General features: G+C 70.0%; 21 protein-coding genes and 1 pseudogene. 3 read left to right on the forward strand and 19 right to left on the reverse strand.

Features of this window, described 5'->3' with window-relative positions:
* Positions 1 to 227: 227 nt before the first annotated feature.
* The 9 genes from ACRXBZ_RS09795 to aspS form a co-directional block, all read right to left on the reverse strand.
* Complete coding sequence (locus tag ACRXBZ_RS09795; protein ID WP_433878829.1) at positions 228 to 1,193, reverse strand: 2-hydroxyacid dehydrogenase; 966 nt, start codon at positions 1,191 to 1,193, stop codon at positions 228 to 230.
* Between the two features lie 257 nt (positions 1,194 to 1,450).
* On the reverse strand, positions 1,451 to 2,806 hold the full coding sequence (locus tag ACRXBZ_RS09800; RefSeq protein WP_433878830.1) for a replication-associated recombination protein A: 1,356 nt from the start codon (positions 2,804 to 2,806) through the stop codon (positions 1,451 to 1,453).
* Positions 2,807 to 2,836: 30 nt separating this feature from the next.
* On the reverse strand, positions 2,837 to 4,351 hold the full coding sequence (locus ACRXBZ_RS09805) for a SulP family inorganic anion transporter (protein WP_433878831.1): 1,515 nt from the start codon (positions 4,349 to 4,351) through the stop codon (positions 2,837 to 2,839).
* 86 nt (positions 4,352 to 4,437) lie between these two features.
* Positions 4,438 to 4,989 (reverse strand): carbonic anhydrase, encoded by a 552-nt coding sequence (locus ACRXBZ_RS09810; protein WP_433878832.1) that lies wholly within the window; start codon positions 4,987 to 4,989, stop codon positions 4,438 to 4,440.
* Positions 4,990 to 5,079: 90 nt separating this feature from the next.
* Positions 5,080 to 5,451 (reverse strand): hypothetical protein, encoded by a 372-nt coding sequence (locus ACRXBZ_RS09815; protein WP_433878833.1) that lies wholly within the window; start codon positions 5,449 to 5,451, stop codon positions 5,080 to 5,082.
* Between the two features lie 338 nt (positions 5,452 to 5,789).
* Positions 5,790 to 6,221, reverse strand: a complete 432-nt coding sequence (locus ACRXBZ_RS09820; RefSeq protein WP_433878834.1) for a GNAT family N-acetyltransferase — start codon at positions 6,219 to 6,221, stop codon at positions 5,790 to 5,792.
* A complete protein-coding gene (locus tag ACRXBZ_RS09825) occupies positions 6,178 to 7,392 on the reverse strand; it encodes a phosphotransferase family protein (protein WP_433878835.1) in 1,215 nt (404 codons plus the stop codon). Before ACRXBZ_RS09825 ends, ACRXBZ_RS09820 begins: the two co-directional genes overlap by 44 nt.
* A gap of 210 nt (positions 7,393 to 7,602) precedes the next feature.
* Positions 7,603 to 8,544, reverse strand: coding sequence for a DUF389 domain-containing protein (locus ACRXBZ_RS09830; protein WP_433878836.1), 942 nt, complete (start codon positions 8,542 to 8,544; stop codon positions 7,603 to 7,605).
* A 21-nt stretch (positions 8,545 to 8,565) separates the two neighbouring features.
* Positions 8,566 to 10,386: an aspartate--tRNA ligase gene (gene aspS, locus ACRXBZ_RS09835; protein WP_433878837.1), complete on the reverse strand. Its 1,821-nt coding sequence runs from the start codon at positions 10,384 to 10,386 to the stop codon at positions 8,566 to 8,568.
* A gap of 520 nt (positions 10,387 to 10,906) precedes the next feature.
* On the opposite strand from aspS, the gene ACRXBZ_RS09840 reads away from it, so the two are divergent.
* Positions 10,907 to 11,950, forward strand: a complete 1,044-nt coding sequence (locus ACRXBZ_RS09840) for a hypothetical protein (protein ID WP_433878838.1) — start codon at positions 10,907 to 10,909, stop codon at positions 11,948 to 11,950.
* Positions 11,951 to 12,335: 385 nt separating this feature from the next.
* Here ACRXBZ_RS09840 and ACRXBZ_RS09845 read toward each other — a convergent pair.
* Positions 12,336 to 13,022, reverse strand: a pseudogene (locus ACRXBZ_RS09845) (radical SAM protein); the annotation flags it as partial.
* Between the two features lie 221 nt (positions 13,023 to 13,243).
* The gene (locus ACRXBZ_RS09850; RefSeq protein WP_433878839.1) at positions 13,244 to 13,537 is read right to left on the reverse strand and encodes a hypothetical protein; all 294 of its coding nucleotides are present in this window, start codon (positions 13,535 to 13,537) and stop codon (positions 13,244 to 13,246) included.
* A gap of 36 nt (positions 13,538 to 13,573) precedes the next feature.
* Here ACRXBZ_RS09850 and ACRXBZ_RS09855 point away from each other — a divergent pair, with 36 nt between their 5' ends.
* A complete protein-coding gene (locus tag ACRXBZ_RS09855; protein ID WP_433878840.1) occupies positions 13,574 to 14,803 on the forward strand; it encodes a YibE/F family protein in 1,230 nt (409 codons plus the stop codon).
* 53 nt (positions 14,804 to 14,856) lie between these two features.
* On the opposite strand, the gene ACRXBZ_RS09860 is transcribed toward ACRXBZ_RS09855, so the two are convergent.
* The 3 genes from ACRXBZ_RS09860 to ACRXBZ_RS09870 are packed head-to-tail and all read right to left on the reverse strand — an operon-like array spanning position 14,857 to position 17,461.
* Positions 14,857 to 15,492, reverse strand: coding sequence for a hypothetical protein (locus tag ACRXBZ_RS09860; protein ID WP_168584598.1), 636 nt, complete (start codon positions 15,490 to 15,492; stop codon positions 14,857 to 14,859).
* On the reverse strand, positions 15,489 to 16,757 hold the full coding sequence (gene hisS / locus ACRXBZ_RS09865) for a histidine--tRNA ligase (RefSeq protein WP_433878841.1): 1,269 nt from the start codon (positions 16,755 to 16,757) through the stop codon (positions 15,489 to 15,491). The genes ACRXBZ_RS09860 and hisS overlap by 4 nt, the downstream gene beginning before the upstream one ends.
* 20 nt (positions 16,758 to 16,777) lie before the next feature.
* Positions 16,778 to 17,461 carry an MBL fold metallo-hydrolase gene (locus tag ACRXBZ_RS09870; RefSeq protein WP_433878842.1) on the reverse strand — a complete coding sequence of 228 codons (684 nt, stop codon included), beginning with the start codon at positions 17,459 to 17,461 and terminating at the stop codon, positions 16,778 to 16,780.
* 184 nt (positions 17,462 to 17,645) lie between these two features.
* Between ACRXBZ_RS09870 and ACRXBZ_RS09875 the strand changes: the two genes are divergently transcribed.
* Positions 17,646 to 18,482: a peptidylprolyl isomerase gene (locus ACRXBZ_RS09875; protein WP_433878843.1), complete on the forward strand. Its 837-nt coding sequence runs from the start codon at positions 17,646 to 17,648 to the stop codon at positions 18,480 to 18,482.
* A gap of 70 nt (positions 18,483 to 18,552) precedes the next feature.
* Here the strand turns inward: ACRXBZ_RS09875 and ACRXBZ_RS09880 are convergent, their stop codons facing one another.
* The 5 genes from ACRXBZ_RS09880 to yajC all read right to left on the reverse strand — a co-directional run bounded on the left by ACRXBZ_RS09880 (position 18,553) and on the right by yajC (position 25,166).
* Positions 18,553 to 20,871 carry a RelA/SpoT family protein gene (locus ACRXBZ_RS09880; RefSeq protein WP_433878844.1) on the reverse strand — a complete coding sequence of 773 codons (2,319 nt, stop codon included), beginning with the start codon at positions 20,869 to 20,871 and terminating at the stop codon, positions 18,553 to 18,555.
* A 224-nt stretch (positions 20,872 to 21,095) separates the two neighbouring features.
* Positions 21,096 to 21,662 (reverse strand): adenine phosphoribosyltransferase, encoded by a 567-nt coding sequence (locus ACRXBZ_RS09885; RefSeq protein ID WP_210435406.1) that lies wholly within the window; start codon positions 21,660 to 21,662, stop codon positions 21,096 to 21,098.
* Positions 21,659 to 22,846, reverse strand: a complete 1,188-nt coding sequence (gene secF, locus ACRXBZ_RS09890) for a protein translocase subunit SecF (RefSeq protein ID WP_433878845.1) — start codon at positions 22,844 to 22,846, stop codon at positions 21,659 to 21,661. Before secF ends, ACRXBZ_RS09885 begins: the two co-directional genes overlap by 4 nt.
* Positions 22,843 to 24,405, reverse strand: a complete 1,563-nt coding sequence (gene secD / locus ACRXBZ_RS09895) for a protein translocase subunit SecD (protein WP_433878846.1) — start codon at positions 24,403 to 24,405, stop codon at positions 22,843 to 22,845. Before secD ends, secF begins: the two co-directional genes overlap by 4 nt.
* A 380-nt stretch (positions 24,406 to 24,785) precedes the next feature.
* Positions 24,786 to 25,166 (reverse strand): preprotein translocase subunit YajC, encoded by a 381-nt coding sequence (gene yajC / locus ACRXBZ_RS09900; RefSeq protein WP_168584605.1) that lies wholly within the window; start codon positions 25,164 to 25,166, stop codon positions 24,786 to 24,788.
* Between the last annotated feature and the right edge of the window lie 253 nt (positions 25,167 to 25,419).

Below are 25,419 nucleotides of genomic sequence, written 5' to 3' on the forward strand. Positions count from 1 at the left end.
TGATCGTGTTACAGCCTGTCGGCGAATGCCGTCCGCGCCTTGGAAGCGGCGTAGCCGCTTGCATTCACCTTGCCAAGACGACCATCGGCGGGTTCTGAGAGGTTTTCTGGCGAGGACGGCCCCTCCGCCGCGTATTGGACATACATCAGGAGGGGCACCCGCAGTCCAGGGAACCTCTCAGGTTCCGCTAAGCGACCACCCACCCAGACCATTCACCAAACAGGCGCTTACGGCCGGACCTGGGTCGGAGGCTCAGCGCCGGTGAGGACCGCGGCGACGTTGCGGGCGGCGAGTTCGGCCATCGCGGTTCGGGTTTCGGTGGTCGCCGAGCCCAGGTGCGGGACCACCACGACGTTGTCGAGGTCCAGCAGCGCCGGCTCCACCTCCGGCTCGCGCTCGAAGACGTCCAGGGCCGCACCACCGATCTGGCCCTCCTGGAGCGCCTTCGCCAGCGCTCGTTCGTCGACCACCGGACCGCGACTGGTGTTGATCAGGAACGCGGTCGGCTTCATGACCGCGAGCGCCGCTTCGTCGATGAGGTGCCGGGTCTGCTCGGTTAGCGGGCAGTGCAGGGACACCACGTCGGCGGTGCGCAGCAGCTCGTCCTGGGGCAGGAAGCGGGCGTCGAGCTCGGCCTCCACCTCGGCGGCGGCGCGGCGGCGGCCGGTGTAGGCGATGCTCATCCCGAACGCGCGGGCCCGCCGGGCCACGGCCTGCCCGATGTCGCCGAGCCCGACGATGCCGAGCGTCTTGCCCTGCAACCCGGCGCCCAGCATGAAACCGAGGTGAAAGGTCCACGGCTGGCGGGCCCGCAGCAGCCGGTCGCCCTCGCCGAGCCGCCGGGTCACCATCAGCAGCAGTCCGAGGGCCAGGTCGGCGGTCGCGTCGACCAGCACGCCCGGCGTGTTGGTGACGATGACGCCGCGCTCGGTCACCGCCGGGACGTCGATGTTGTCGTAGCCGACCGCGACGTTCGCGACCACCTGCAGCTGCGGACCGGCCGCGGCCACCAGGCCGGCGTCGATCCGGTCGTGCAGCATCGCCACGATCGCGTGCGCACCGCGCACGGCCTCGCGCAACTCGGGAGCGGTCAGCGGCCGGTCCTGCGGGCAGACGTGCACGTCCCCGACCTGGCGCAACACGTCCAGTGCCGACCCCGGCACCGTCCGGGTGACCACGATCCGCTTGTCCACTGCGACCTCCTCGCGACGAGTTCCCGTGGAAAACTACCCGCCGCCACTCCGGAAGATCACCGATCGACGGCACTGCCCGCCACAACCCACCGGACCAAGGTTTCAATTGAAACTGTGATCAGGCACCAGACGGGCACTGTTCACCCGGCCCAAAGTTGGTGCAGTTTCAATTGAAACCGTGGACTCTACGGGGTGATGCGTTGGGCAAGGTGCCCTGCGGGCCAAGGTTTCAATTGAAACTGTGAATCGCCGGGCGCTCAGTCGTCGCCGCGGATAATGCCGCGGAGCTTCGGCACGCGGTCGTTGAGCGTGCGCTCCGCGCCGCGGCCGGTCGGCTGGTAGTAGTCGCGACCCACCAGCTGGTCGGGCGGGTACTGCTGGGCGAGCACGCCTTCCGGCTTGCTGTGCGGGTAAAGGTAGCCCTTGGCGTTGCCGAGCTTGCTCGCCCCGGCGTAATGCCCGTCGCGCAGGTGCGGCGGCACCGGGCCGCCCTTGCCCGCCCGCACGTCGCCCAGCGCCTCGTCGATAGCCATGATCACGGCGTTCGACTTGGGCGCGGTGGCGAGGTGGATCGTGGCCTGCGCCAACGCGAGCCGGCCCTCGGGCATCCCGATGAACTGCACCGCGTGCGCCGCCGCGACAGCGGACTGCAGCGCGGTCGGATCGGCCATGCCGATGTCCTCGCTGGCGTGCACGACGAGCCGGCGCGCGATGAACCTCGGGTCCTCCCCCGCCTCCACCATCCGGGCCAGGTAGTGCAGCGCGGCGTCCACATCGGACCCGCGGATGGACTTGATGAACGCGCTGGTGATGTCGTAGTGCTGGTCGCCGCCGCGGTCGTAGAGCACGGCGGCGCGGTTCACGGTGGCCTCTACCGTCGCCAGGTCGATCGCCTCCGCGCCGGTCGAGCTCGCCGACTCCGCCGCCGCCTCCAGCGCGGTCAGCGCCCGCCGCGCGTCGCCGCCGGCGAGCGACACCAGATGCTCCTCCGCCGCCTCTTCCAGGCCCAACGCCCCGCCCAGGCCACGTTCCTCGCCGACCGCCCGGCGCAGCAGCGTGCGGATGTCGTCGTCCTCCAGGCTGCGCAGTTGCAGCACCAGCGATCGCGAGAGCAGCGGGGCCACCACGGAGAAGTACGGGTTCTCCGTGGTGGCCGCCACGAGCAGCACGGTGCGGTCCTCGACCGCACCCAGCAGGGCGTCCTGCTGGGTCTTGGAGAAGCGGTGCACCTCGTCGATGAACAGCACGGTCGACTCGCCGGACCGGCCGAGCCGGCGGCGCGCCTCCTCGATGACGGCACGCACCTCCTTCACGCCGGACGACAGCGCGGACAGCGCCGCGAACCGGCGGCCGGTGGCCAGCGAGACGAGGTTCGCCAGGGTGGTCTTGCCGGTGCCGGGCGGGCCGTAGAGCAGCACCGACGCCGGTGCGGCCCCCTCGACCAGGCGGCGCAGCGGAGCCCCCGCCCCCAGCAGGTGCTGCTGCCCGACGACCTCGTCCAGCGAGCGGGGCCGCATCCGCACCGCCAACGGCGCGTTCTCGGCCAGCTTCTCGCCCGCTCGCATCTCGGTGTCGGCGCCGAACAGCCCTTCGTCGAACAAGCCCTCGCTCACACCCCGACGCTACCGGTCACCCCTGACCGCTCAGCCCACCCGGGCGGGCATGGCGACCTCGACTGTGCAGTCCCCCCGGCGGCGCTGGGCCGCCCAGTGCTCGACCGCTTGGTGGCAGGCGCGGTCGAGGTGCCGGACCATCGTCAGGTCGAGGTGAACATGCTTGCTCGTCGGCAGCTGCTCGAGGTGGTCCAGCAGCCGCGGCAGCCGCAGGAACGTCGCGTTGCCGCCCATCTCGACGCGCACGTGCTCATCGCCGTGCTGGGCCGTCACCGACAGCCGCGAGACCTCGATCGCGGTCTTGACGATGGCGACCGCCAGACCGGCCAGGGTGCCGATCAGCAGGTCGGTGGCCACGATCATGCTCGCGGTCAGCACCAGCACGAAGGCCTCGGAGCGGTGTTCCCGCACCAGCGCGACGACCTGCCGCAGCTCCAGCAGCTTCCAGCCGGCCTGGATCAGCAGGGCCGCGAGCACGGCCGTCGGGATGAAGGCGAGCACCCCCGGCAGCAGCACCACGAACAGCAGCAGCCAGAACCCGTGCAGCACGCGGGAGAGCTTGGTCTTCGCACCGGCCTGCACGTTCGCGGCGCTGCGCACGATGACCGCGGTCATCGGCAACGCCCCGAGCACGCCGCAGAGCGCGTTGCCCGCGCCCTGCGCGACGAGTTCCTTGTTGTACTGCGTCTTCGGGCTGTCGTGCATGCGGTCCACGGCAGCGGCGCTGAACAGGCTTTCCGCCGAGGCGATCAGGGCGAAGGTCAGGATCGAACCCAGCACGGCGGGCGTGACGAGTTCGCCCCAAGCAGCGGCGGTGGGGATGTTCAGCGCCGCGAGCAGCGAGCCGACCTCCACCTTGTGCACCGGCATCGCGGCGATCGCCGCCAAGGCGCTGGTCGCCACGACGGCCACCAGTGCGCCGGGCACGAGCCGGAGCCTCGCAGGCACCTTCTTCCAGACGCTCATGATCACCAGGGCCAGTACCGCCAGCACCAGCCCGCTGATGCCCTCCGGGCTGGTCATCGCGGCGACCAGCAGATCCGGGATACCGGCGAACTTCGCCAAGGTGGAGTCGGGCTGCGCGAGCCCGCCCACCGGGTAGATCTGGCCGAGGATCAGCACCAGCCCGATGCCGGCGAGCATGCCCTGCACCACCGACGGCGAGATCGCCCGGAACCAGGTGCCGAGCCTGCTCAGCCCGAGCACGATCTGGACCACGCCGGCGCCGAGCACGATCACGCCGAGCGCGCCAAGCCCATGCTGGTCCACGGCCGAGGCCACCAGCACGGTCAGCCCCGCCGCGGGGCCGCTCACCTGCATCGTGCTGCCGGGCAGCAGGCCGACCACGAGCCCACCGACGATGCCGGTAACGATGCCCAGTTCGGCGGGGACGCCGGAGGCGACGGCCACGCCGACGCACAGCGGCACCGCCACCAGGAACACCACCAGCGAGGCCCCCAGATCGGCGCCGAAGGTGGCCTTCGGCCAGCGCGGCACGCCGAGGCTGCGGCGCGCCGGGCGAGGCGTTTCGAGTCGAGTCGTCACAATGCCCTCCAGGGCAGGTTGGAATGCGGGAAACGGGTATCGCGCCGCGCACCTGGCGGTGCGGGCGTTGACCCGGTGGACGGGAGTTAGAGCGGGAGGAAGTCCGACACGTCCGGGGTTTGCGGGCAGGCAAAGACGAGACCGGTGTCGATCTCGTAGAACCAGCCGTGCAACCGCAGCTCACCGGCGTCGAGCCGGTCCTGGATGAACGGGTATTCGCGCAGCGTCTGTAGTTGCGCGTGGATGTGCCGCTTGCTCTCGGCGCGCACGCTCGGATCGTCCGGTTCGACACCGGCCAGCCCGTCGGTGCCGAGCCAGGTGCGCAGCGCCGGCAGTTCCTCCAAGCCGCGCCCGGCCAGGGTCAACGCCGTCACGGCACCGCAATGCGAGTGCCCGCAGACGATGATCTCCGGCACGCGCAGCTGCAACACGGCGTACTCGATGGTGGCCATTTCGCTGGACGCCGAGTTCGGCGCGTATTTCGGCACCACATTGCCGGCCGTCCGCAGTTCGAACAGATTCCCCGGTTCGGCGCCGGTGATCTGGGACGGGACCACTCGCGAATCGGAGCAACCGATGAACAACGCGGCCGGTTTCTGACCTGCGGCGAGCTGCCTGCGGCGGTCAGCGGAAAGCATGCCCGGGTGTTGCCGAGCGTGTCGCACAAAATGTTCGAAGCTCATTGTCGCCTCTCTAATCGTCTGCTCGGAATATGCCGCGAGCATCGATCAGTGGCGGACCACCTGAAGGACTGCGGGGGAATGTCTGACCTTGGCGAAGGCGTCGTGCGGTTTGCTCCCAGCGTTCGAGAATTTCTCCGTGAGCGCCCGCATCCCGATATGGACGACGTGCTGCAATCCCCGCGGCAGGAGCGGGCGGCGACCTTCCCGGCGGTCGCAGCAACGCCGGTGCAACGCGATGCCCGGCACCCGTTCGCGCAGCTTCTCGCCGTCCCGGTGTTCATTGGTCTCGGACTTCGTCTCCGCAGGACCGGTACGCAACGAGCCGGCTTCGGCGTTGAGCGGCCCCAGCAAGGCGAGCACGACCGCGAGGAGCAGGAACAACCCCGCCCTCGTGATCTGCCATGCCTTGCCGCGCACGAATGCCTCCCGTAATAGAGCAGCCGATCCCCTTCCGGCGACATCGACGGTAGCGGGGAGAAGTAGCGAGACGCTGAACTAAAGATATCCGACAACTGCGGTACGAGCGCAAGCCGCAGATCTGGTCACGCCGCCCGGAAACAAATGAAGATGTACTAACGCAACCCGGCTCGACCTGCGAATTCACCCGTATGCCGGGTGGACAAGAGACCCACCACTGCGCTGCGTAAACGATGTTCACTACGGACCGTATTCGAGATGTGACCAGCATTACCGCATCGAGGTGGTCTAGAGGCTGAAGCTTATTCAGCCATGCAACACGACCGAAACACGAAATCTTAGCGAACCCGATAGTGGTACACGTGCGAGGGCGCGAAGCCCAGTGCCTCGTAGCACCGCCGCGCACCGGGATTGCCCGCCTCGACCTGGAGGAATAACCGCGCCGCCCCGGCACCCGATGCCCACCGAGCTCCCGCGCGCAGGACCGCGCTGCCCACTCTGCGCCGCCGCCAGCCGGGATGCGTGGCCATGCCGTAGATCCCGCACCAACCGTCCGAGACGGCGACCATCCCGACCCCGACCGGAACACCGCCGTGCAGGGGCGAACCGCACCGGCTGCGGAACGCGGTCCAGGCTCGCCTCCGGCCTGCTGCCCACCGCCTCGCCGGCGACGAGCCAAGGCGGCGGCTGACGCTGCCTGCCTGGCGGGCGAGCGCTCGTAGGCGCCTACTCGGTCCGGAACGCCGGGTACGGCAGCAGGTGCAGCGCACCGGCGCCGAAGCGGTCCACCAGCGCGTCGACCACGCGGTCCGCGAACTCCGCCACGTCGGCCATGTCCGCCCCGTCCGCGTCCGAACGCAGGTGCCGCCAGCGGTCGACCAGCGCCGTGCTGCGGCGCGGCGAAGGCATGTGCAGGTCGATCGGCCGGTCGGTCTCCCCGGTCCGCGGCAGGAACCACCAGGTCGATACCCACACCCACAGCAGCTGGGCGTTGAACAACCGGGGCATCAGCACCTCGTCGTCGTCCAGCTCCGGCCAGACCTCGACGATCTCCGAACGCCACGTCGACAACATGCTCTCGGCCAGGTTGCGCGGCAGCGCGTACGAGCACCACGACGACGGGAACGGGTACTGCAGGTACGCGGCGTCCATCGCGACATCGCGCACGCAACCCCACTCGAAGTCCAGGAACCGCACGCCGCTGCTACCGGTCACGAGGCTGTTGTCCGGGCAGATGTCCGACGGGCTGAACGCCCGGTACCGGCTCGACTCCAGCAGCTCGGCGGCGGCGGTCAACCGCTCCACCATCAGCGGCGGGGTGTCCACGCCGAGGGTCTGCGACAGCAGCTCGGGCAGCTCGCCCACCGAACGCACGATGTCGTCGGCGACCGGGTCGGTCCACGACTTCGCGCCCAGCCGACGCATCAGCGCGTCGAAGTCCGCCTCGCAGCCGGCAGTGGTGCTGTGCAGCCGCCCCAGCGCCCGAGCCCACGCCAGCAGCGCCCGCTCCGCCACCCGCGAGTCGTCGGCGAACAGCACGTCGGCCAAGGTGGAGCCTCGCCCGAGGTCCTCCAGCACCAGCAGGCGCTCGGTGGCATCGTGCGCGATGAGCTCCGGGCCGACCCGGGCCTCCGGCGGCAGGGCCGTGGTGAGCTGGCAGCTCGCCGCCTCGTGCGCAAACGGGTCGGAACGAGCCTCCACCGGGCACTCCCCGTAGTGCTTGACCACGACGGTGCGAGGCAGCTCGAACGGCGATTCGGCGATCCGCACCCGCATCACGACCGAGCGGTCACTGCCGCCGAGGTCCTCCGCATCGGCAAGCCGGACCGATGCTCCCGTCCGCTTGCTCAGCACAGCTTCCGCGGTCCCGACGGTGTCGGTCGCCTCGGCGCTGGCCGGGACGCGAACCTCCGGGGGGCCGGTGGTGATCTCCACGCTCATCGTCTCCAGACACTACCCCCACAACCTGAACCCAAAAGGGCATGACCGGTCAAGTGACACACGATCGGTCAGCACCCTAACCACAGCGTGTTCGTCCGACAGCCCTGCCTCCCACCCCTCGACCGGCCATCGGACGTAGTCTCCCTGTAGACGCTGACGGAACCAAGCGACGGCGGCGTTGCACGGCCGCAAAAATTGTGAGACCGCGCCTCACCGCATCTCCCGCGTCGGCACCCGGTCGGCCAGGCTCGCCCGCCTGCGCCGCAGCGCCAGGACCGCGGACGCCGACACGACGATGCCGACCAGGTTGACCACCAGCTGCCCGACCGAGCCAGCACATTGTGCCCAGTCGCCGAGCGTCGCCGCCACCACCGCGTAACCGGCGGCGGGCACCGTCGTGACCGAGATGAACACACCGACCAGGACGGCCGACTTCGCCGAAGTCAGCGACAGCATCCCGGCGGCCCCGGCCAACAGCGACACGATCAGCGACGACCAGCCGACCTGGTAGACGAACGCCACCTGGCTGTTCTCCGGCAGGCCGAGCCGGTCGATCAGGCCGGCCCACTCGCCGAGCAGAGCAGCCGCCGCGGTCACCACCATCGCCACCGGGAAACCCACGGCGAGCGCCGTGGAAGCCCGCCGCACCAGCGACCAGCGGCGGGACACCAGCCCGACGGCGATCGCGGCCAGCGGCCCGAACTCGGGGCCGACCACCATCGCGCCGACGATCGTCACCGGCGAGTCGGTCACCACCCCGACCGCCGCCAGCACGCAGGCGATGGACAGGAACGCCAGGAACGTGCCGTTGCACCGGCATTCCTCGCCGGTGCGGGCGATCAGCTCGTCCCAGACCACCGCGTCGCCGCCGTCGCCGGGAGCCTCCTCCGCGGCGCGCTCGGCGCGGCGCGACAGGGTGGTGCCGGCCTCGGTGATGGTCACCGCGCCGACCGCGGCCAGCTCCGAAGCGCCGATCGCATCCAGCACTTCGTCGGCGGCCTCCCGGGCCACGTCGACCTCGACGAGATCACCCGCCGGGTCGACCGCGCCGCCGGGCACGACCACCAGGTGCGCCGTGCCCGGGTGCGCCCGGGCCCCGGCCAACACCCGATCGGTGTACTCGGCCGGACAGATGATCCGCAGGTGCAGCACGCGGTGCCCGCCGCTCCTCGGTCAGCCCTGCTTCTCCACCACACCGGGCGGGAACACCGAAATGCTCTGGTCGCCGACCTGCGCCGCGGGCTTGGCGTCGATCCCGGCTTCCTTGCGCTGCTCGATGGTGATCGGCGAGGGCGCGCTGGTCAGCGGGTCGAAACCGCCGCCGCTCTTCGGGAAGGCGATGACGTCGCGCAGCGAGTCGGCGCCGGCCAGCAGCATGCAGACCCGGTCCCAGCCGAAGGCGATGCCGCCGTGCGGCGGCGGGCCGAACTTGAACGCGTCCAGCAGGAAGCCGAACTTGTCCTGCGCCTGCTCCTGCGAGATGCCGAGCAACTCGAACACCCGCTCCTGGATGTCGGAGCGGTAGATACGGATCGAGCCGCCGCCGAGCTCGTTTCCGTTGCAGACGATGTCGTAGGCCCAGGCCAGCGCGTGCTCGGGATCCTGGTCGAAGTTGTCGATCCAGTCGGCGTTCGGCGAGGTGAACGGGTGGTGCACGGCGGTCCAGCGGCCGGTGCCGACGGCGACGTCGTCGGTCTCGTCGACCGGCTCGAACATCGGGGCGTCCACGACCCACACGAACGACCAGGCATCGTGGTCGATCAGGCCGCAGCGCTCACCGATCTCCAGTCGCGCCGCGCCGAGCAGGCCCCGGGCCGCCGAGCGCGGGCCGGCGGCGAAGAACACGCAGTCGCCCGGGGACGCGCCCACGGTCTTGGCGAGGCCTTCGCGCTCGGCGTCGGACAGGTTCTTCGCGACCGGGCCGGACAGCGTGCCGTCGGCCCCGACGAGCACGTAGGCCAGGCCCTTGTGCCCGCGCTGCTTCGCCCACTCCTGCCAGGCATCGAGCTGCCGGCGCGGCTGGTCTGCACCGCCGGGCATCACAACGGCCCCGACGTAGGACGCCTGGAATACCCGGAACGTGGTGTCCTTGAAGTACTCGGTCATCTCGGTGAGCTCGAGCCCGAACCGGAGGTCCGGCTTGTCCGTGCCGTACTTGGCCATCGCCTCGGCGTAGGTCATCCGGGGGATCGGGCGCGGGATCTCGTGGTCGGCCAGCTTGCCCCACAGCGCCGCCAGGACCGCCTCGCCGAGCTCGATCACGTCGTCCTGCTCGACGAAGCTCATCTCGATGTCGAGCTGGGTGAACTCCGGCTGCCGGTCGGCGCGGAAGTCCTCGTCGCGGTAGCAGCGCGCGATCTGGAAGTAGCGCTCCAGGCCGCCGACCATCAGCAACTGCTTGAACAGCTGCGGCGACTGCGGCAGCGCGTACCAGTTGCCGGGCTGCAGCCGGGCCGGGATCAGGAAGTCCCGGGCGCCTTCCGGCGTCGAGCGGGTCATGGTGGGCGTCTCGACCTCGACGAAGTCGCGGTCGTGCAGCACCTCCCGGGCGAGCCGGTTGACCTCGCTGCGCATCCGCATGATCCGGGCCGGCTCGGCGCGCCGCAGGTCCAGGTAGCGGTGCTTGAGCCGGACCTCCTCGCCGACCTCCAGGTGCTCGTCCAGCGGGAACGGCAGCGGCGCGGCCTCTGAGAGCACCTCCAGCCCGGTGACGGTCACCTCGATTTCGCCGGTTGCGATCTCCGGGTTCTCGTTGCCCTCCGGGCGGCGGATCACCTCGCCGGTGACCCGGACGCAGAACTCGGCGCGCAGCCGGTGGGCGCGCTCGGCCATCTCGCCTTCGCGGAAGACGACCTGGGCGACGCCCGAGGCGTCGCGCAGATCGATGAAGATGACCCCGCCGTGATCGCGACGGCGCGCCACCCACCCGGCGAGGGTGACGGTCTGCCCGGCATGACCGGCGCGAAGCGATCCGGCCTCGTGCGTGCGCATCACGGGTACTGAGCTCCTTCTTCCGCTGTCCAGCACTTGACGGTATTGACGTATAGCTGGTCCCGGGCCTCGCCACACCCGATCGTCGGGAAGCCTCCGATCACGGTGTTCAGCCACCAGGACGCAAGACATTAAGGCTAGCCAACGGGCACCGGGGCGCAGCGCTCAGGTGCCGCGTGTCGGGCCGCCGGCGCGGAGCGTGACCGCGCCCCGCGACGTTGCCGCCACCAGCCTGCCGGTTCGCGGCGGCGGTGTCCGGTTCGCCCTTTCGCCGCCTTGACACCAAATGGTCGATACCAATTTCACCGCCGATGGTCCACAATTAACTGATTCGAGGCACTGCCGACGATCGCGCAACGGCATTGTTAGGCGTGCCCGCGAAGCGATGAAGGAGGCGATTCCCACCTTAAGTACCTCCGGGCTCCTCCTTTAGTCGGAGGCGCCTATCGAAACTCGGTCGTTGCACAACACTGACCCCGCTGTTTAGCGTAAGTTCGGAATTCGGCGGACACGAGGAGTAACGATGACCGGCCCGAAAACCGAGGCTCGCCCGGCGACCCGCCCGGCCCTCCGCGGCACGCAGCAAGAAGTGAACGCATTGTCCGCCGAACTCTCCGAACTGCTCCGAACCGGTCCGTTCGAAGCCGCCCTGCGCACCGCGATCCGGGCGAGCCGGTTGAGCCTGGAACGCATCCAGCACCGGCTGCGCACCCGCGGCACGCCGGTCAGCATCACCGCGCTGAGCTACTGGCAGTCGGGCCGACGACGCCCGGAGCGCCCCGACTCGCTGCTCGCGCTGCAACAGTTGGAGCAGGTGCTGGGCGTGCCGGAGAGCTCGTTGTCGGCGCTGCTGGGTCCGCCCCGACCGCGCGGCCGCACCCGGCAGGCCCCCGCCGAAGCGCCGCCGCTGAGCGCGCTCTGGTCTGAGAACGAGTCGGCCGCCGAGCTGCTCACCAAGATCGACACCAGCCACGACAGCAAGCTCGCGCGGCTGAGCCACCACGACGTGGTGCACGTGGACCAGCGCGGTGAGCTGCGCAAGATCCGGACCCGCAAGCTGGTCCGGGCCGAGACCAACGACGTCGACCGCTGGGTGATCATGTTCGACGGCGCCTCGTCCGGCGAGACGCCGCCGATCATCCGCCCGATCCGGTCCTGCCGGCTCGGTCAGGTGCTCACCGACCACGCCCGCGACCTGGTGGTGGCGGAGCTGCTGTTCGACCGGGCGCTGGCGCGCGGCGAGACGCTGCTGCTGGAGTACGAGATCATCGACCCGCCGACCGGCCCGAACGAGGTCGAGCACAGCTTCTGCCGGCTCTTCCGGCTGCCCGTGCGGCAGTACGTGGTCGAGTTGCAGTTCGACCCGGCGCACCCGCCCATCCGGTGCGAGAGCTACGTCGGCGACTCCACCACGCAGGAGGTGGAAACCCCCAAGCCGCTGACGGTCGACCGGTTCGGCCGGACGCACGCGGTGGCGCTGGACTACGGCATGGGCGTCTTCGGCGTCCGGTGGCAACCCGAGGAGCACCTGGGCTCCAGCACGTCTTCGCGCACGACGACGCGCTGACCCGATTCGGGGACGGGCGACCCGACGACCAGCACGGAAGGTAACCGGAAATCGGCGCGCCTCCGAACGCCGGTCGAATAGCGAACAGCGCCGCCGCCTTCGCATTCCGGAAACGAACGATTGACTTACCGAACTGCGCAGAAATCGTTTTCCTCAACATATCACCCCACGGACCTCGACTGCGGATTGCGACGTCGAACGGCTCGCACCTCGCGAGCAGCCACTCGTGGTACCACTCGCGCGCCCCCGGACGCAGATGCAGCACTATGGGCGTCAGGCTTGTCGCCCCAGCCTCGGCGATCGCGGCCACCGTACGATCAATCTCGGCTGACGAGTCGCTGAGTCCGGGCAGGATCGGCGCCATCAAGACCGAGCACCCGATGCCCGCCTCGGTAAACCGTCGCACAACGTCGAGACGACGCAGCGGCGATGGCGCCCCCGGCTCCACTGCCCGCCACAAAGCCTCATTGACCGAACCCACCGACACCGCTACCGAGACACTGGTCCGCTGCGCAGCTTCCGTGATCAAGTCGACGTCCCGCAGGATCAGCGTCCCCTTGGTGAGGACCGAGAACGGGTTGGCCCGGTCGCGCAGCGCGGCGAGGATCTCCCGCATCAGCCGGTAGCGCCCTTCGGCGCGCTGGTACGGGTCGGTGTTGGTGCCCATCGCGATCGCCTCGCCGGCCCAACGCGAGGAGGCCAACTCCTTGCGCAACAAGGTCCCGGCGTTGACCTTGACCACGATCTTGCTGTCGAAGTCATGCCCGGCGTCCAAGTCCAAATACGTGTGAGTGCGGCGGGCAAAACAATAAATGCAAGAATGGGTGCATCCTCTGTATGGATTCACCGTCCAGCGAAATGGAACCTGGGACTCCCCCGGCACGCGGTTGATGATCGTTTTGGCGTGGATCTCGATCGCGTAGGCTTCGGCTGTGCCCGCCTCGATGGGCACCGGATCCGGCAGCCGCAGGCCTGCGCGCCCTCCGGACCGTGCCTGCGGCTCCGGCAGCGCGAGCGGCAGTTCCGGCGCATCCCCGGCCGGCGGCGTGACCCGTTGCTGTTCCCATCGCATGACCTGATTCGAACACAGTTTCGAGATCGTGTCGAGCGCTTTGAACGGACACCCACCTATCGTGTAAACCCCGTGCGCATGGCCACGCACCAACCGCAAAACGCTGCGGAAAGGCGAGCCCCATCACAAAAACCGCAACAACTGCCGCATCCGGTCCAGTAAATGTCCATTGTGGATTCACTCGCCGCGCTGCTGCTAGGAGTCCAGGCCAGGATGGCTCTTCAGTTGGGAGGCAGCGGCGACGGAGGGTCGTCGGGTACCTCTCCGGTGGTCGCTCGGTGGGCGGTCCGCATAATTGCCCGGTGACCGACCGCCACCCCGCCGGAGAGCCTCTCGAGCCCGGAGGCGACCACCGGGCACGCCACCGCCGAGCCGCCGATCGCGACCAGACGCCCCGGGCGCAGGCCGCCCAGACAGGCCCGGACCAGGCACAACGCGATCGCCGCCCCAGCTCCGAAAGCAGCACCGCGCAGGGCCACGGGCATGGTCACGGGCACGGTCACGGGCACGGTCACGGCCCCGCCGAGCCGGCGTCGAAGCAGGTCAAGAGGGTGCTCGCGATCGCGCTGGTGCCCTTCGCGCTGGCTACCATCGTCGGCGTACTGCTGCTCTACCCGTTCGGCCACCAGCAGCGCACCGGCGCCGGTCTCGGGTTCGGCCAGGACCCGGTCAACGCCGAGGTCGTCTCCGCCGTCGTCGGCTCCTGCACCCAGGACTCGCCCGACCAGGGCGGCTGCGTCGTCCTCGGGGTGCGGATGCAGGACGGCCCGCGGCCCGGTCAGACCATCCAGCAGGTGGTGCCGACCGACCCCGGCTCGCCGCGCTTCGCCGTCGGTGACCGGGTGGTGCTCAGCTACGCCGGGGCCAACCCCGACGACCCGGCGTCCTACCAGGTCGTCGACTTCCAGCGCGGCGCGCCGCTGCTGGTCCTGGCGCTGGCGTTCGCCGCGGCGGTGATCGTGCTCGGCCGCTGGCAGGGCCTGGCCGCGCTGGTCGCGCTCGGGCTGAGCCTCGTCGTGCTGGTCGGCTTCGTGCTGCCCGCCATCCTCGCCGGCCAGGATCCCTTGCTGGTGGCGGTGGCCGGGGCCGGGCTGATCATGTTCGTGGTGCTCTACCTGACGCACGGCTTCTCCGCGCGGACCTCGACCGCGGTGCTGGGCACCCTGCTGAGCCTCGCCCTGATCAGCGTGCTCAGCGCGGTCTTCTCGGCGGCCACCAGCCTGACCGGGCTGGACGAGGACACGTCCAGCCTGATGGGCGTGCTCGGCGCGCCGATCGACGCGCGCGGGCTGCTGCTGGCCGGGATCGTGATCGGTGCGCTGGGCGTGCTCGACGACGTGACGGTGACCCAGACCAGTGCCGTGTGGGAGCTGCGCAAGGCCAACCCGGCGCTGTCCTGGCGGCAGCTTTACAAGGCGGGGCAGCGGATCGGCCGCGACCACGTGTCATCGGCGGTGAACACCCTGGTCCTGGCCTACGCGGGCGCGGCCCTGCCGATGCTGCTGGCCTACACGCTCTCCGGCCGGACCTTCGGCGAGGTGGTGAGCTCGCAGGCGGTGACGCAGGAAGTGGTGCGCACCCTCGTCGGCAGCATCGGCCTGGTGGCGGCGGTGCCGATCACGACGGCGATCGCCGCCGCGGTAGCGGTTCGGGAGCCCGCGAAGGCCGCAGCGGGCCGCATCGGGAGCTCGGTCGCGGACCGCGTGGGGCGTGCGGCCGCCACCGGCTCGGAGACGGCGACGGTGTGGTGGCGTCCGCCGAACCGCAGGCCCGGCCGCTGAGTCGTGAGTGTTCGTTCCGGAAAGAACCGGCACGAACACTCACGAGGACGGCGCTAGCCCAGGGCCGCTACGAACTTGGCGACCGCGTCGGGATGCAGGCGCTGCGCCATCCGGCCCGGCGGTGCGACCGATGCGAGCCGGTACAGCGGGCGGTCCGGGGCCGCGTCGCCGCGAGCCTCCGCCCTCAGCTGGGCCACGACCAGCTGGGAGAGCACCAGCGCCCGGGTATCGGCCGAACCGGCCAGCGTGTCCGCCAGCCGGCGCAGCGCGAGAATCCCGAGCTCCCGGCCGCCGGTGCCCGCGTACAGCGCCAGCGAAACGCTGATCGCCTTGCCCTTGGGCGGCCCTCCGATCAGCAGGTTGATCGTCCGCGCGCCGCGCAGGTCGGTGACGAACAGGTCGAAGCGTTCCGCGGCCTTCACATCGACCACTCGGGTTCCCACCGCGCGCGCCACCAGTTCGCTGCCGCGCAACGCGATGGTCTTGCGGGATTCCGCAAAAGCCAGCAGCAGCAACGGGATTCCCGCGATCGCCGCGGTGATCGCGAAACCCGTGGGACCCGCGAACAGGCTCACGATGCCGCCCAGCGCGGCCGCGACGATCAGCGCGGCGATCGCGACGTTCCGGGCCCGGGTCCGGATCGTCTTGCGATCCAGCAGATCCAGCGGAATCGTCTCGACTCCGGTCATCTCCCCTCCGCCACGGCGGCCCGGACCTCGTCCACCAGCGAATCCAGTGCAACCGCGCGCTGCTCGCCGCTGGCCAGCTCCTTGAGCTGCGCGGTGCCGGCCTCGATGTCGCGTTCGCCGAGCACCAGCGCGAAGCGGGCACCCGAGCGATCCGCCGCCTTCATCGCGCCCTTGAGGCCCTTGCCGCCGTAGGCGACGTCGACGCGGACCCCGACGGCCCGCAGTCCGCCCGCAGCCGCCACCAGGCGGCGCTTGGCGGTCTCGCCCATCGGCACGCAGTACACGTCGCAGCGCGCCTGGTCGCCGACGGTCAGCCCCTCGGCCTGGCAGGCCAGCAGGGTCCGGTCGACACCGAGCCCGAAGCCGACGCCGGAGTACTCCTGCCCGCCGAGCTCGGCCATCAGGCCGTCGTAGCGCCCGCCGCCGCCGATGCCGGACTGCGCGCCGAGGCCGTCGTGGACGAACTCGAAGGTGGTCTTGGTGTAGTAGTCCAGGCCGCGCACCATGCGCGGGTTCTCCACGAACTGCACGCCGAGGTCCACCAGGTGCGCCTTGACCTGCTCGTAGTGCTCCTTGGCTTCCGCCGAGAGGTGGTCGACCATCAGCGGGGCGTCGGCGACCATTTCCCGCACCTCCGGCCGCTTGTCGTCGAGCACCCGCAGCGGGTTGAGCTCGGCGCGGCGCCGGGTCTCCTCGTCCAGCGGCAGCCCGCGCAGGAACTCCTGCAGCTTCGCCCGGTAGGCGGGGCGGCAGGTGTTGTCGCCGAGCGAGGTGACCTCGATGCGGTGCCCGGTGAGCCCCAGCCGCCGGTAGCCCTCGTCGGCGATCGCGATGACCTCGGCGTCCAGCGCCGGGTCGTCGACGCCGATCGCCTCCACCCCGACCTGCTGCAGCTGCCGGTAGCGCCCGGCCTGCGGCCGCTCGTAGCGGAAGAAAGCGCCGCTGTAGTACAGCTTCACCGGCAGCTGGCCGCGGTCGAGGCCGTGCTCGATGACCGAGCGCATCACGCCCGCCGTGCCCTCCGGGCGCAGCGTTATGGACCGGCCGCCGCGGTCGGCGAAGGTGTACATCTCCTTGGTGACGACGTCGGTGGACTCCCCGACGCCGCGCGCGAACAGGGTGGTGTCCTCGAACAGCGGCAGCTCGATGTAGCCGTAGCCGGCGCGGCGCGCGGCGTCGGTCAGGGTGTCGCGGACCGCCAGGAAGCCCGCCGACTCCGGCGGGTAGTACTCCGGGATGCCCTTGGGTGCGGTGAACGTGCTCATGAGTGGTGGTTCAGTCCTCGTCAGGAAGTGGCTTCGGACGCCGGCAGACCCTGCAGGAACGGGTTGCCCGCGCGTTCGCGCCCGATGGTGGTGGTCGGTCCGTGGCCCGGCAGCACGACGGTCTCGTCGTCCAGCGGCAGCACCTTGGTGCTCAGCGACTCGAGCATCCGGCCGTGGTCGCCGCCAGGCAGATCGGTGCGCCCGATGGCGCCGGCGAAGAGGGTGTCGCCGGACAGCAGCAGCCGCCCACCCTCGTCGGTCCCGACGCCGAACAGCACCGATCCGCCGGTATGGCCCGGGGTGTGCGTGACGTCGAAGCGCAGTCCGGCGAGTTCCAGCACGTCGCCGCCGGCGAGGTCGCGGACGTCGGCGGGCGCGTCCATCACCGGGCCGTCGCCGAACAGCTGCCGGCCGGCCGGGCCGAGCGCGGCGCCCGGGTCGTCGAGCATGAACCGGTCGGCCGGGTGGACGTGGGCTGGCACGTCGTGCGCGGCGCACACCTGACCTGCGGAGAAGACGTGGTCGAAGTGCCCGTGGGTGAGCAGCACCGCGGTGGGCGCGAGCCGGTGCTTGCGCAGCTGTTCGTCCAGCTGCGGCACGGCGTCCTGACCGGGATCCACGACGACGCAGGGTTCGCCTTCCCCGCGCGCGAGCACGTAGCAGTTCGCCTGCAGCGGTCCGACCGGGAACCCGAGGACAAGCACGAAGTGCGACCTTTCGTTGCGGCGACACCCGATGGAGCGGGTCGGTTGTCCCAAGGTTATCGTCCCGCCCACGTGCGCCTTCGCGCGCGGCACGCACGATGCGCGGGCTCTCAGGAACGGCCCGCGACCGACCCCATAAACTCCCCGGACAACATCAGGTTCACCGAATCCGGGGAGGGAGCAGGTGCCCAGCAACGAGCAACGTCGCCAGGCAGCCAAACGGAAGCTCGAACGCCAGTTGCAGCGCCGTGCGGAGCAGGACAAGCGACGCCGGGTGATCACCATCGGCGCGACGATCGTCGTGGTCATCGCGGTCGTGGTGGGCGTCTTCTACTTCACCCGCACGGGTACCGACACGGCGCAGGAACAGCCGCCGGAGGCGAAGCCGGAGGTCCAGATCCCCACCCAGCTCGCACCGCCGCCGGCGCGGCCGACGCCGCTGGCCGACCCGGTCTCCTGCGAGTACAAGCCGGACAGCAAGGGCGCGAGCAAGCCGGTCCAGCCGCCGGCCAACGGCAAGGTGTCGTCCAAGGGCACCGTGCAGGCCACCATCAACACCAACCACGGCGCGATCCCGCTGACGCTCGACCGCGCGTTGGCCCCGTGCACCGTCAACAGCTTCATCAACCTGGCCAAACAGAGCTACTACGACGGGACGTCGTGCCACCGGATCGGCACCGAGGGCCTGCAGATGCTGCAGTGCGGCGACCCGACGGGCAAGGGTTCCGGCGGCCCCGGCTACACCTTCGACGACGAGACGTTCCCGGAGCTGCAGTACGGGCGCGGATACCTCGCGATGGCCAACGCCGGCCCGAACACCAACGGCAGCCAGTTCTTCATGGTCTTCGGAGATGCTCCGCTGTCGCCGGACTACACCGTGTTCGGCACGATCTCCGAGGAAGGCCTTCAGGTCATCGACGGCATCGCGCGCGCGGGCCACGACGGCGCGTTCGAGCCGTCGCCGGGCGGCGGCCACCCGAAGGAGAATGTCACCTTTGAGAAGGTTGACGTCCAGGGCTGACCGAACCTTCCGTGAGTGTTTTCGGGTGCTATAGCACCCGAAAACACTCACGGCTCCTGAGCTGCGGAAACTAAGCCGCCGAGGTCACGCGGTAGACGTCGTAGACGCCCTCGATGTTGCGGACCGCCTTGAGGACGTGGCCCAGGTGCTTCGGGTCGCCCATCTCGAAGGAGAAGCGGCTGACCGCCACCCGGTCCTTCGAAGTCGTGACCGATGCCGACAGGATGTTCACCCGCTCGTCCGCCAGCACCTTGGTGACGTCGGAGAGCAGCCGGTGCCGGTCCAGGGCTTCCACCTGGATCGCGACCAGGAACACCGACGACGCCGACGGCGCCCAGTACACCTCGACCAGCCGCTCGGGCGTGCGGCGCAGGTCGTCGGCGTTGGTGCAGTCCGTCCGGTGCACGCTCACCCAGCCGCCGCGGGTCACGAAGCCCAGGATCTCGTCGCCCGGAACCGGCGTGCAGCAGCGCGCCAGCTTCGCCCACACGTCCCCGGCGTCCTTGACCACGACACCAGAGTCGCCGCTGCTGCGGCGCTTGCCGAGCAGGGTCGACGGCGTCGACCGCTCCGCGATCTCGTCGGCCGCCTGCTCGGGTCCGCCGATGAACGTCATCAGGCGCTGCACCAGGTGCTGCGCCGACAGCTGCTTCTCCCCCACCGCCGCGTACAGCCCGGTGACGTCGACGTAGTGCAGCTCGCGGGCCACCGCACCGAGCGTCTCGGCCGACACCAGGCGCTGCACCGGCAGGCCGAGCCGCCGGACCTCCTTGGCGATCAGCTCCTTGCCGGACTCGATCGCCTCCTCGCGGCGTTCCTTGGCGAACCACTGCTTGATCTTCGCCTTGGCGCGCGGCGAGGCCACGAACGACAGCCAGTCCCGGCTCGGGCCGGAGCCCTCCGCCTTGGACGTGAAGATTTCGACGACCTCGCCGTTCTCCAGCTTGCGCTCCAACGCCACCAGCCGGCCGTTGACGCGGGCGCCGATGCAGCGGTGACCGACCTCGGTGTGCACCGCGTACGCGAAGTCCACCGGGGTGGAGCCGGACGGCAGCGTGATCACGTCGCCCTTCGGCGTGAAGACGAAGATCTCCCTGGTCGCGAGGTCGTAGCGCAGCGACTCGAGGAACTCGCCGGGGTCTGCGGCCTCCCGCTGCCAGTCGAGCAGCTGCCGCATCCACGCCATCTCGTCGACCTCGACGGCCGACTGCCCGCTGCTGCCGTTGCGGCCCTTGGTCTCCTTGTACCGCCAGTGCGCCGCGATGCCGTACTCGGCGGTGCGGTGCATCTCGTGGGTGCGGATCTGCACCTCCAGCGGCTTGCCCTCCGGGCCGATCACCGTGGTGTGCAGCGACTGGTAGACGCCGAAGCGGGGCTGGGCGATGTAGTCCTTAAACCGGCCGGGCATCGGCTGCCACAGCGCGTGCACCACGCCCATCGCGGCGTAGCAGTCGCGCACCTCGTCGACCAGGATCCGCACGCCCACCAGGTCGTGGATGTCGTCGAAGTCGCGGCCCCGCACGATCATCTTCTGGTGGATGGAGTAGTAGTGCTTGGGGCGGCCCTCCACCTTCGCGGCCAGCCGGGCCGTGTCGAGCTGGTGCGAGAGCTCCTGGATGACGGTGCGCAGGTAGGTGTCGCGGGACGGCGCACGGTTGGCCACCAGGCGCACGATCTCGTCGTACTTCTTGGGCTGCAGGATGGCGAACGCCAGATCCTCCAGCTCCCACTTGATGGTCGCCATGCCCAGCCGGTGCGCCAGCGGCGCCAGCACTTCGAGGGTCTCCCGCGCCTTGCGGGCCTGCTTCTCCGGCGGCAGGAAGCGCATGGTGCGCATGTTGTGCAGCCGGTCGGCGAGCTTGATCACCAGCACCCGCGGGTCACGCGCCATCGCGATGATCATCTTGCGGATTGTCTCGGCCTCGGCGGCGGCACCCAGCTTGACCTTGTCCAGCTTGGTGACCCCGTCGACCAGGTGCGCCACCTCCTCGCCGAACTCGGCGCCGAGCTTCTCCAGCGAGTAGTCCGTGTCCTCAACGGTGTCGTGCAGCAGCCCGGCCACCAGCGTGGTGGTGTCCATGCCGAGCTCGGCCAAGATCGTCGCGACCGCCAGCGGATGCGTGATGTAGGGGTCGCCGGACTTGCGCCGCTGGCTGCTGTGCTTCTCCTCCGCGACGTCGTAGGCGCGCTGCAACAGCGCGAGATCCGCCTGCGGGTGGAGTTCGCGGTGCACCGTGGCCAGCGGCTCCAGCACCTGCTTCACCGGGGTGGCCCGCTGCGCCGTAATCCTCCTGGCCAGCCGGGCGCGGACCCGACGCGTCGCGGAGGCCGCCCTCGGCTCGGCAACCGGATCGGTCGCCGCAGCAGGAGATTCGACGTGTTGGCTCACCGCACGCTCCCGGGCTCAGGTATTGCTCTCGTCCCAGGTCCGGGGGACCCGGACACTGAGAATAACGCCATCCGGGATACGAACCTTCCCTGGTCCCGATGTGATACGCCGAGCGGTCACCTGGCGCAGTCGACGGACCCGGAAACTTCAGCCCGACCGATCAGCACGGCGAAGGGCACCCGCGACCCGGCCAGCAGGTCACGAGTGCCCCTCACCTCGACGAATCAGGCCTGCAGCAGGGCCCGGACGGTCTCGCCCATGATCTTGTCGCGGCCTTCCAGCGCGGTCAGCTCGAGGACCACGGCCGCCGCCGCGACGTCGGCACCGGCCTGGCGGACGAGGCGGCACGCCGCGCCCAGGGTGCCGCCGGTGGCCAGCACGTCGTCCACGATCAGGACCCGCTGACCGGCGCGCAGCGTGTCCGCCGGTAGCTCCAGCGTGGCGCGGCCGTACTCCAGGGTGTAGTCCACCCGGTCCGCGACCACCGGCAGCTTGCCGGGCTTGCGCAGCCCGATCACGCCGGTCCCGAACTCCTGCGCCACCGCCGCGCCGACCAGGAAACCGCGCGCCTCCACACCGGCCACGACGTCGAACTCGATGTCCCTGCCCAGCGCCGACACCACGGCGTTCAGCCCGGCACCGTCGGCCAGCAGCGGGCTGATGTCGCGGAACAGCACCCCCGGTTCGGGGAAGTCCGGCACCTCCCGGATCAGCTCCGTTGCCTGCCGGAGCGCGTGATCGGTCGAATCTGTCACCTGAACGGAAATGGCCGTCTCCTCCGCAGCGGTCAACGCCGCCGCTTCCCCGACGGGCGTCCCGCCTTGCCACCGGGACCGGGACGCCCACCGCGCGAACCCGAGCCCGCCGCGACGGCGCGATTTGGCTCGGCCGCGCGCTTTGGCTCGACCGGGACGTCTTCCCCGGCGGCCTTGAGTGCGGCGCGCTCGCGGCGTTGCTGCACCTTCGCCGCGTGCTCCCGGAACTTCGGCTCACGCATCTTGAAGTCCACCAGCAGCGGCGTGGCCAGGAAGATCGACGACACCACACCGGCGATCATGCCGACCATCTGCACCAGCGCCAGGTCCTGCAGCACGCCGACGCCGAGCAGCCCGGCGCCCACCACGAGCAGCCCGATCACCGGCAGCAGTGCGATCACCGAGGTGTTGATCGAGCGCATCAGGGTCTGATTGACCGCGAGGTTCGCGGCCTCGCCGTAGGTGCGGCGGGTCAGTCCGAGCAGGCCGCGGGTGTTCTCCTTGACCTTGTCGAAGACCACCACCGTGTCGTACAGCGAGAACCCGAGGATGGTCAGCAGGCCGATGACCGTGCTCGGCGTGACCTCGAAGCCGACCAGCGAGTAGATCCCGGCGGTCACCACGACGTCGTGCAGCAGCGCGATCAGCGCCGCCACCGCCATCCACTTCTCGAAGTAGAACGCTAGGAAGATCGTGACCAGCACCAGGAACACGCCCAGCGCGATCAGCGCCTGCTGGGTGATCTCGCCACCCCAGGTGCCGCTGACCGCGCTGTCGCTGATCACCTGCTCGCTCGGGGCACCCTGCGCGTTCAGCGGCTGCAGCTCGTTGAACAGCGACTGCTTGACGGCGGCCACCTGCTCGGTGGTCAGCGACGACGAGCGGATCTGGATGCTCTGGTTGCTCCCGGCACCGGCGATCTGCACCGTCTCAGCCGGGTGGCCCAGCGCGTCCTGGAACGCGGCCTGCACCTGGTCGGCCTGGATCGGTCCCTGGACGCCGACCGCGGGCATCTGGATCTTGGTGCCGCCCTCGAAGTCGATGCCGAGGTTGAAGCCCTTGAACCCCATGGCGCCGATGCACACCAGCACCAGCAGGCCCAGCGAGATGTACCACCGGGAACGCTTGCCGACGATGTCGAAGGCACCGGTTCCGGTGTAGAGGCGGTGGAAGACGCTTCCGCGCTGGGCGCCTTCCGTTCCTGGAGTCGTCACCTTCACGCCTCCTTGGCGGTGGTCGCGGCGGCCTTGCGGGCGGCCCGGTACTGGTCACCGAGCCGTTGCACCGCCCCCAAGCCGGAGACCGAGGGCTTGGACAAGAACTTGTTCTTCGAAGCCATCGCCACCAGCGGATGCGTGACGAGGAAGACCACGACCAGGTCCAGCACCGTCGACATGCCCAGGGTGAAGGCGAAGCCCTTCACCTGGCCGACGGCGAGCACGTACAGCACCGCGGCGGCCAGGAAGCTGACCGCGTCGGCGGACAGGATCGTGCGCCGGGCCCGGGTCCAGGCCCGCGGCACCGCCGAGCGGAAGGTGCGGCCCTCACGGATCTCGTCCTTGAGCCGCTCGAAGAACACGATGAACGAGTCCGCGGTGATGCCGATCGCGACGATGAAACCGGCGATGCCGGCCAGGTCGAGGGTGAAGCCGACCCAGCGGCCGAGCAACACCAGCACCGCGTAGACCACGCCACCGGAGAGCGCCAGCGACAGGACGGTCAGGATGCCCAGCAGCCGGTAGTAGAGCAGGCAGTACACCGCGACCAGCAGCAGGCCGATGCCGCCGGCGATCAGGCCCGCCTCCAGCGAGGCCACCCCGAGGGTCGCCGACACCGTCTCGGCCTCGGACTGGTCGAAGGCCAGCGGGAGCGAACCGTACTTGAGGATGTTGGCCAGGTCGGTGGCGCTCTCCTGGTTGAACTGCCCGTTGATGCTGGCGTTGCCGCCCAGCAGGGCCTGCTGGATCTCTGGCGCCGAAACCACCTCGGTGTCCAGCACGAACGCGGCCTGCTGACCGACGTTGGCGGAAGTGAAGTCGGCCCAGACCTTGGCGCCCTCGCTCTTGAAGTCCAGCGACACCGTCCAGCCCGGCTGCCCGGCCTGTGGCTGCGGCGGCACGGCCTGTGCGTTCGCGACCTCCTTGCCCGGCAGGAACACCGGCTCCAGCAGGTACTTCTGCTGGCCCTCGCGGTCGCAGGTGACCAGCGGCAGCTTCGGGTCGTCGTTGCCGCGCAGCGGGTCCTCGGCGGCGCAGTTCAGCGACTGCAGCGCCTGCATCTGGACGTTCGGCTCGGTGCTCTGCCGCAGCGCCTTCGCCTCGTCGATCGCCTTCCGCTGGTCGCCCGGCCCGGGCGGCGGCACGGCCTGCTGCGGGGTGGTCCCCGCCGGCGGCGGCGTCGCGGGCACCGCGTTGACGACCTTGCGGAAGTTCAGTTCGGCGGTCTGTCCCAGCTGCTTGGCTTCCTCACCGCCCGCGCCCGGCACGGTGATCACCAGGTTGTTGCCGTCCCGAGTCACCTCGGAACCACTGATGCCCATGCCGTTGACGCGGGTCTCGATGATCTGCCGGGCCTGGTTCAGTGACTCGCTCGTGGGCGGCTGGCCGTCCGGTGTGCGAGCCGTCAGCGTCACGCGGGTGCCGCCCTGCAGGTCGATCCCGAGTTTCGGCGTCGGCTTGCCGTCACCGGTGAAGAACACCAGTGCGTACAGCCCCACGACGATCAGCGCGAAGATCGCCATATAACGCCCTGGGCGAAGCTGCCCGGCCGGAGGTGCCACGGCGTCAGTTCTCCTGTCCACGGTCCGTATCGGGTGCGCGGTCGGTTCGCATAGGCGTCACCCACCGAACTGTGCGAGCCGCGGCGGGCGGTTCCGCCGCTACGCCGCCAAACTACAGCCGGGTTCGCCAGGTTCCCCGATCGGCGCGCTCGCTTGGCAATCTTCGCCACGACAGAGTGGCGGATCACCGCGTTCCGCTTTCCAGTCTGACAGGCCCGGGGCGAGCGCCACCGGCCCGGGTGGCAGCTGTGCATTGATCGTCCACTACGCACGGACGCGGGCCCGGAGAACCGGTGCCCGCGTCGCGCCCCGGGCGGCGACGGCCCCGCCTGCCGGGCGCCGGTGCGGCACCCGATGGAACGGGAACGTCCCGCCGGACGTCAGTTGATCTTCTGCTGCTCGATGGGCTCGGCGACCTCGGCCTTCGATTCCGTGATCACGGCGGCCTCGGCGCTGTCGGTCTCGGCCGCCTCGTCCTTCTTGGCCTCCGCGGCGGTGTCGGTGTTGACCTTCTCGCGGACCGCGGCGCGCACCCAGGTGGTGGTCATGCCCGGCGCGATTTCCAGGTCGATGCTGTCGTCGCTGGTGCTGACGACGGTGCCGAACACGCCGGAGGTGGTCATCACCTTGTCGCCGGGGGCGATCGAGTTCTGCAGCTTCTGCTGCTCGGCCATCGCGCGCTTCTGCTTGCGGGCCTGCAGGAACAGCGGCACCGCCAGCAGGACGATCAGCAGCGGAAGAATAAGGGATTGGAGGTCCATCGTGCTCCGTTCAGCGGACGCTTCGGGGCCCAGCCCTCGCAGTACTGCGCCCGAATTGTTCGGATGTTCTGCCCCAGTGTGCCAGGTCAACTCGGGTCGACGTCATCTCCCGCTGGGAACCAGGAGAGTCTCCGCGGCCCGCGCGGGCCGCGAGCTGTTCGCGGACGCGCCTCCCCGCTCTCGCGCGGGGCGCGGTTCGTGCCTGCCGCGCTGCACACTTCCCGTCCGGCGGCGCCGCTTGACACGGCTCGTC

This window comes from Saccharopolyspora hattusasensis, assembly GCF_050972075.1.
Lineage (GTDB): Bacteria > Actinomycetota > Actinomycetes > Mycobacteriales > Pseudonocardiaceae > Saccharopolyspora > Saccharopolyspora hattusasensis.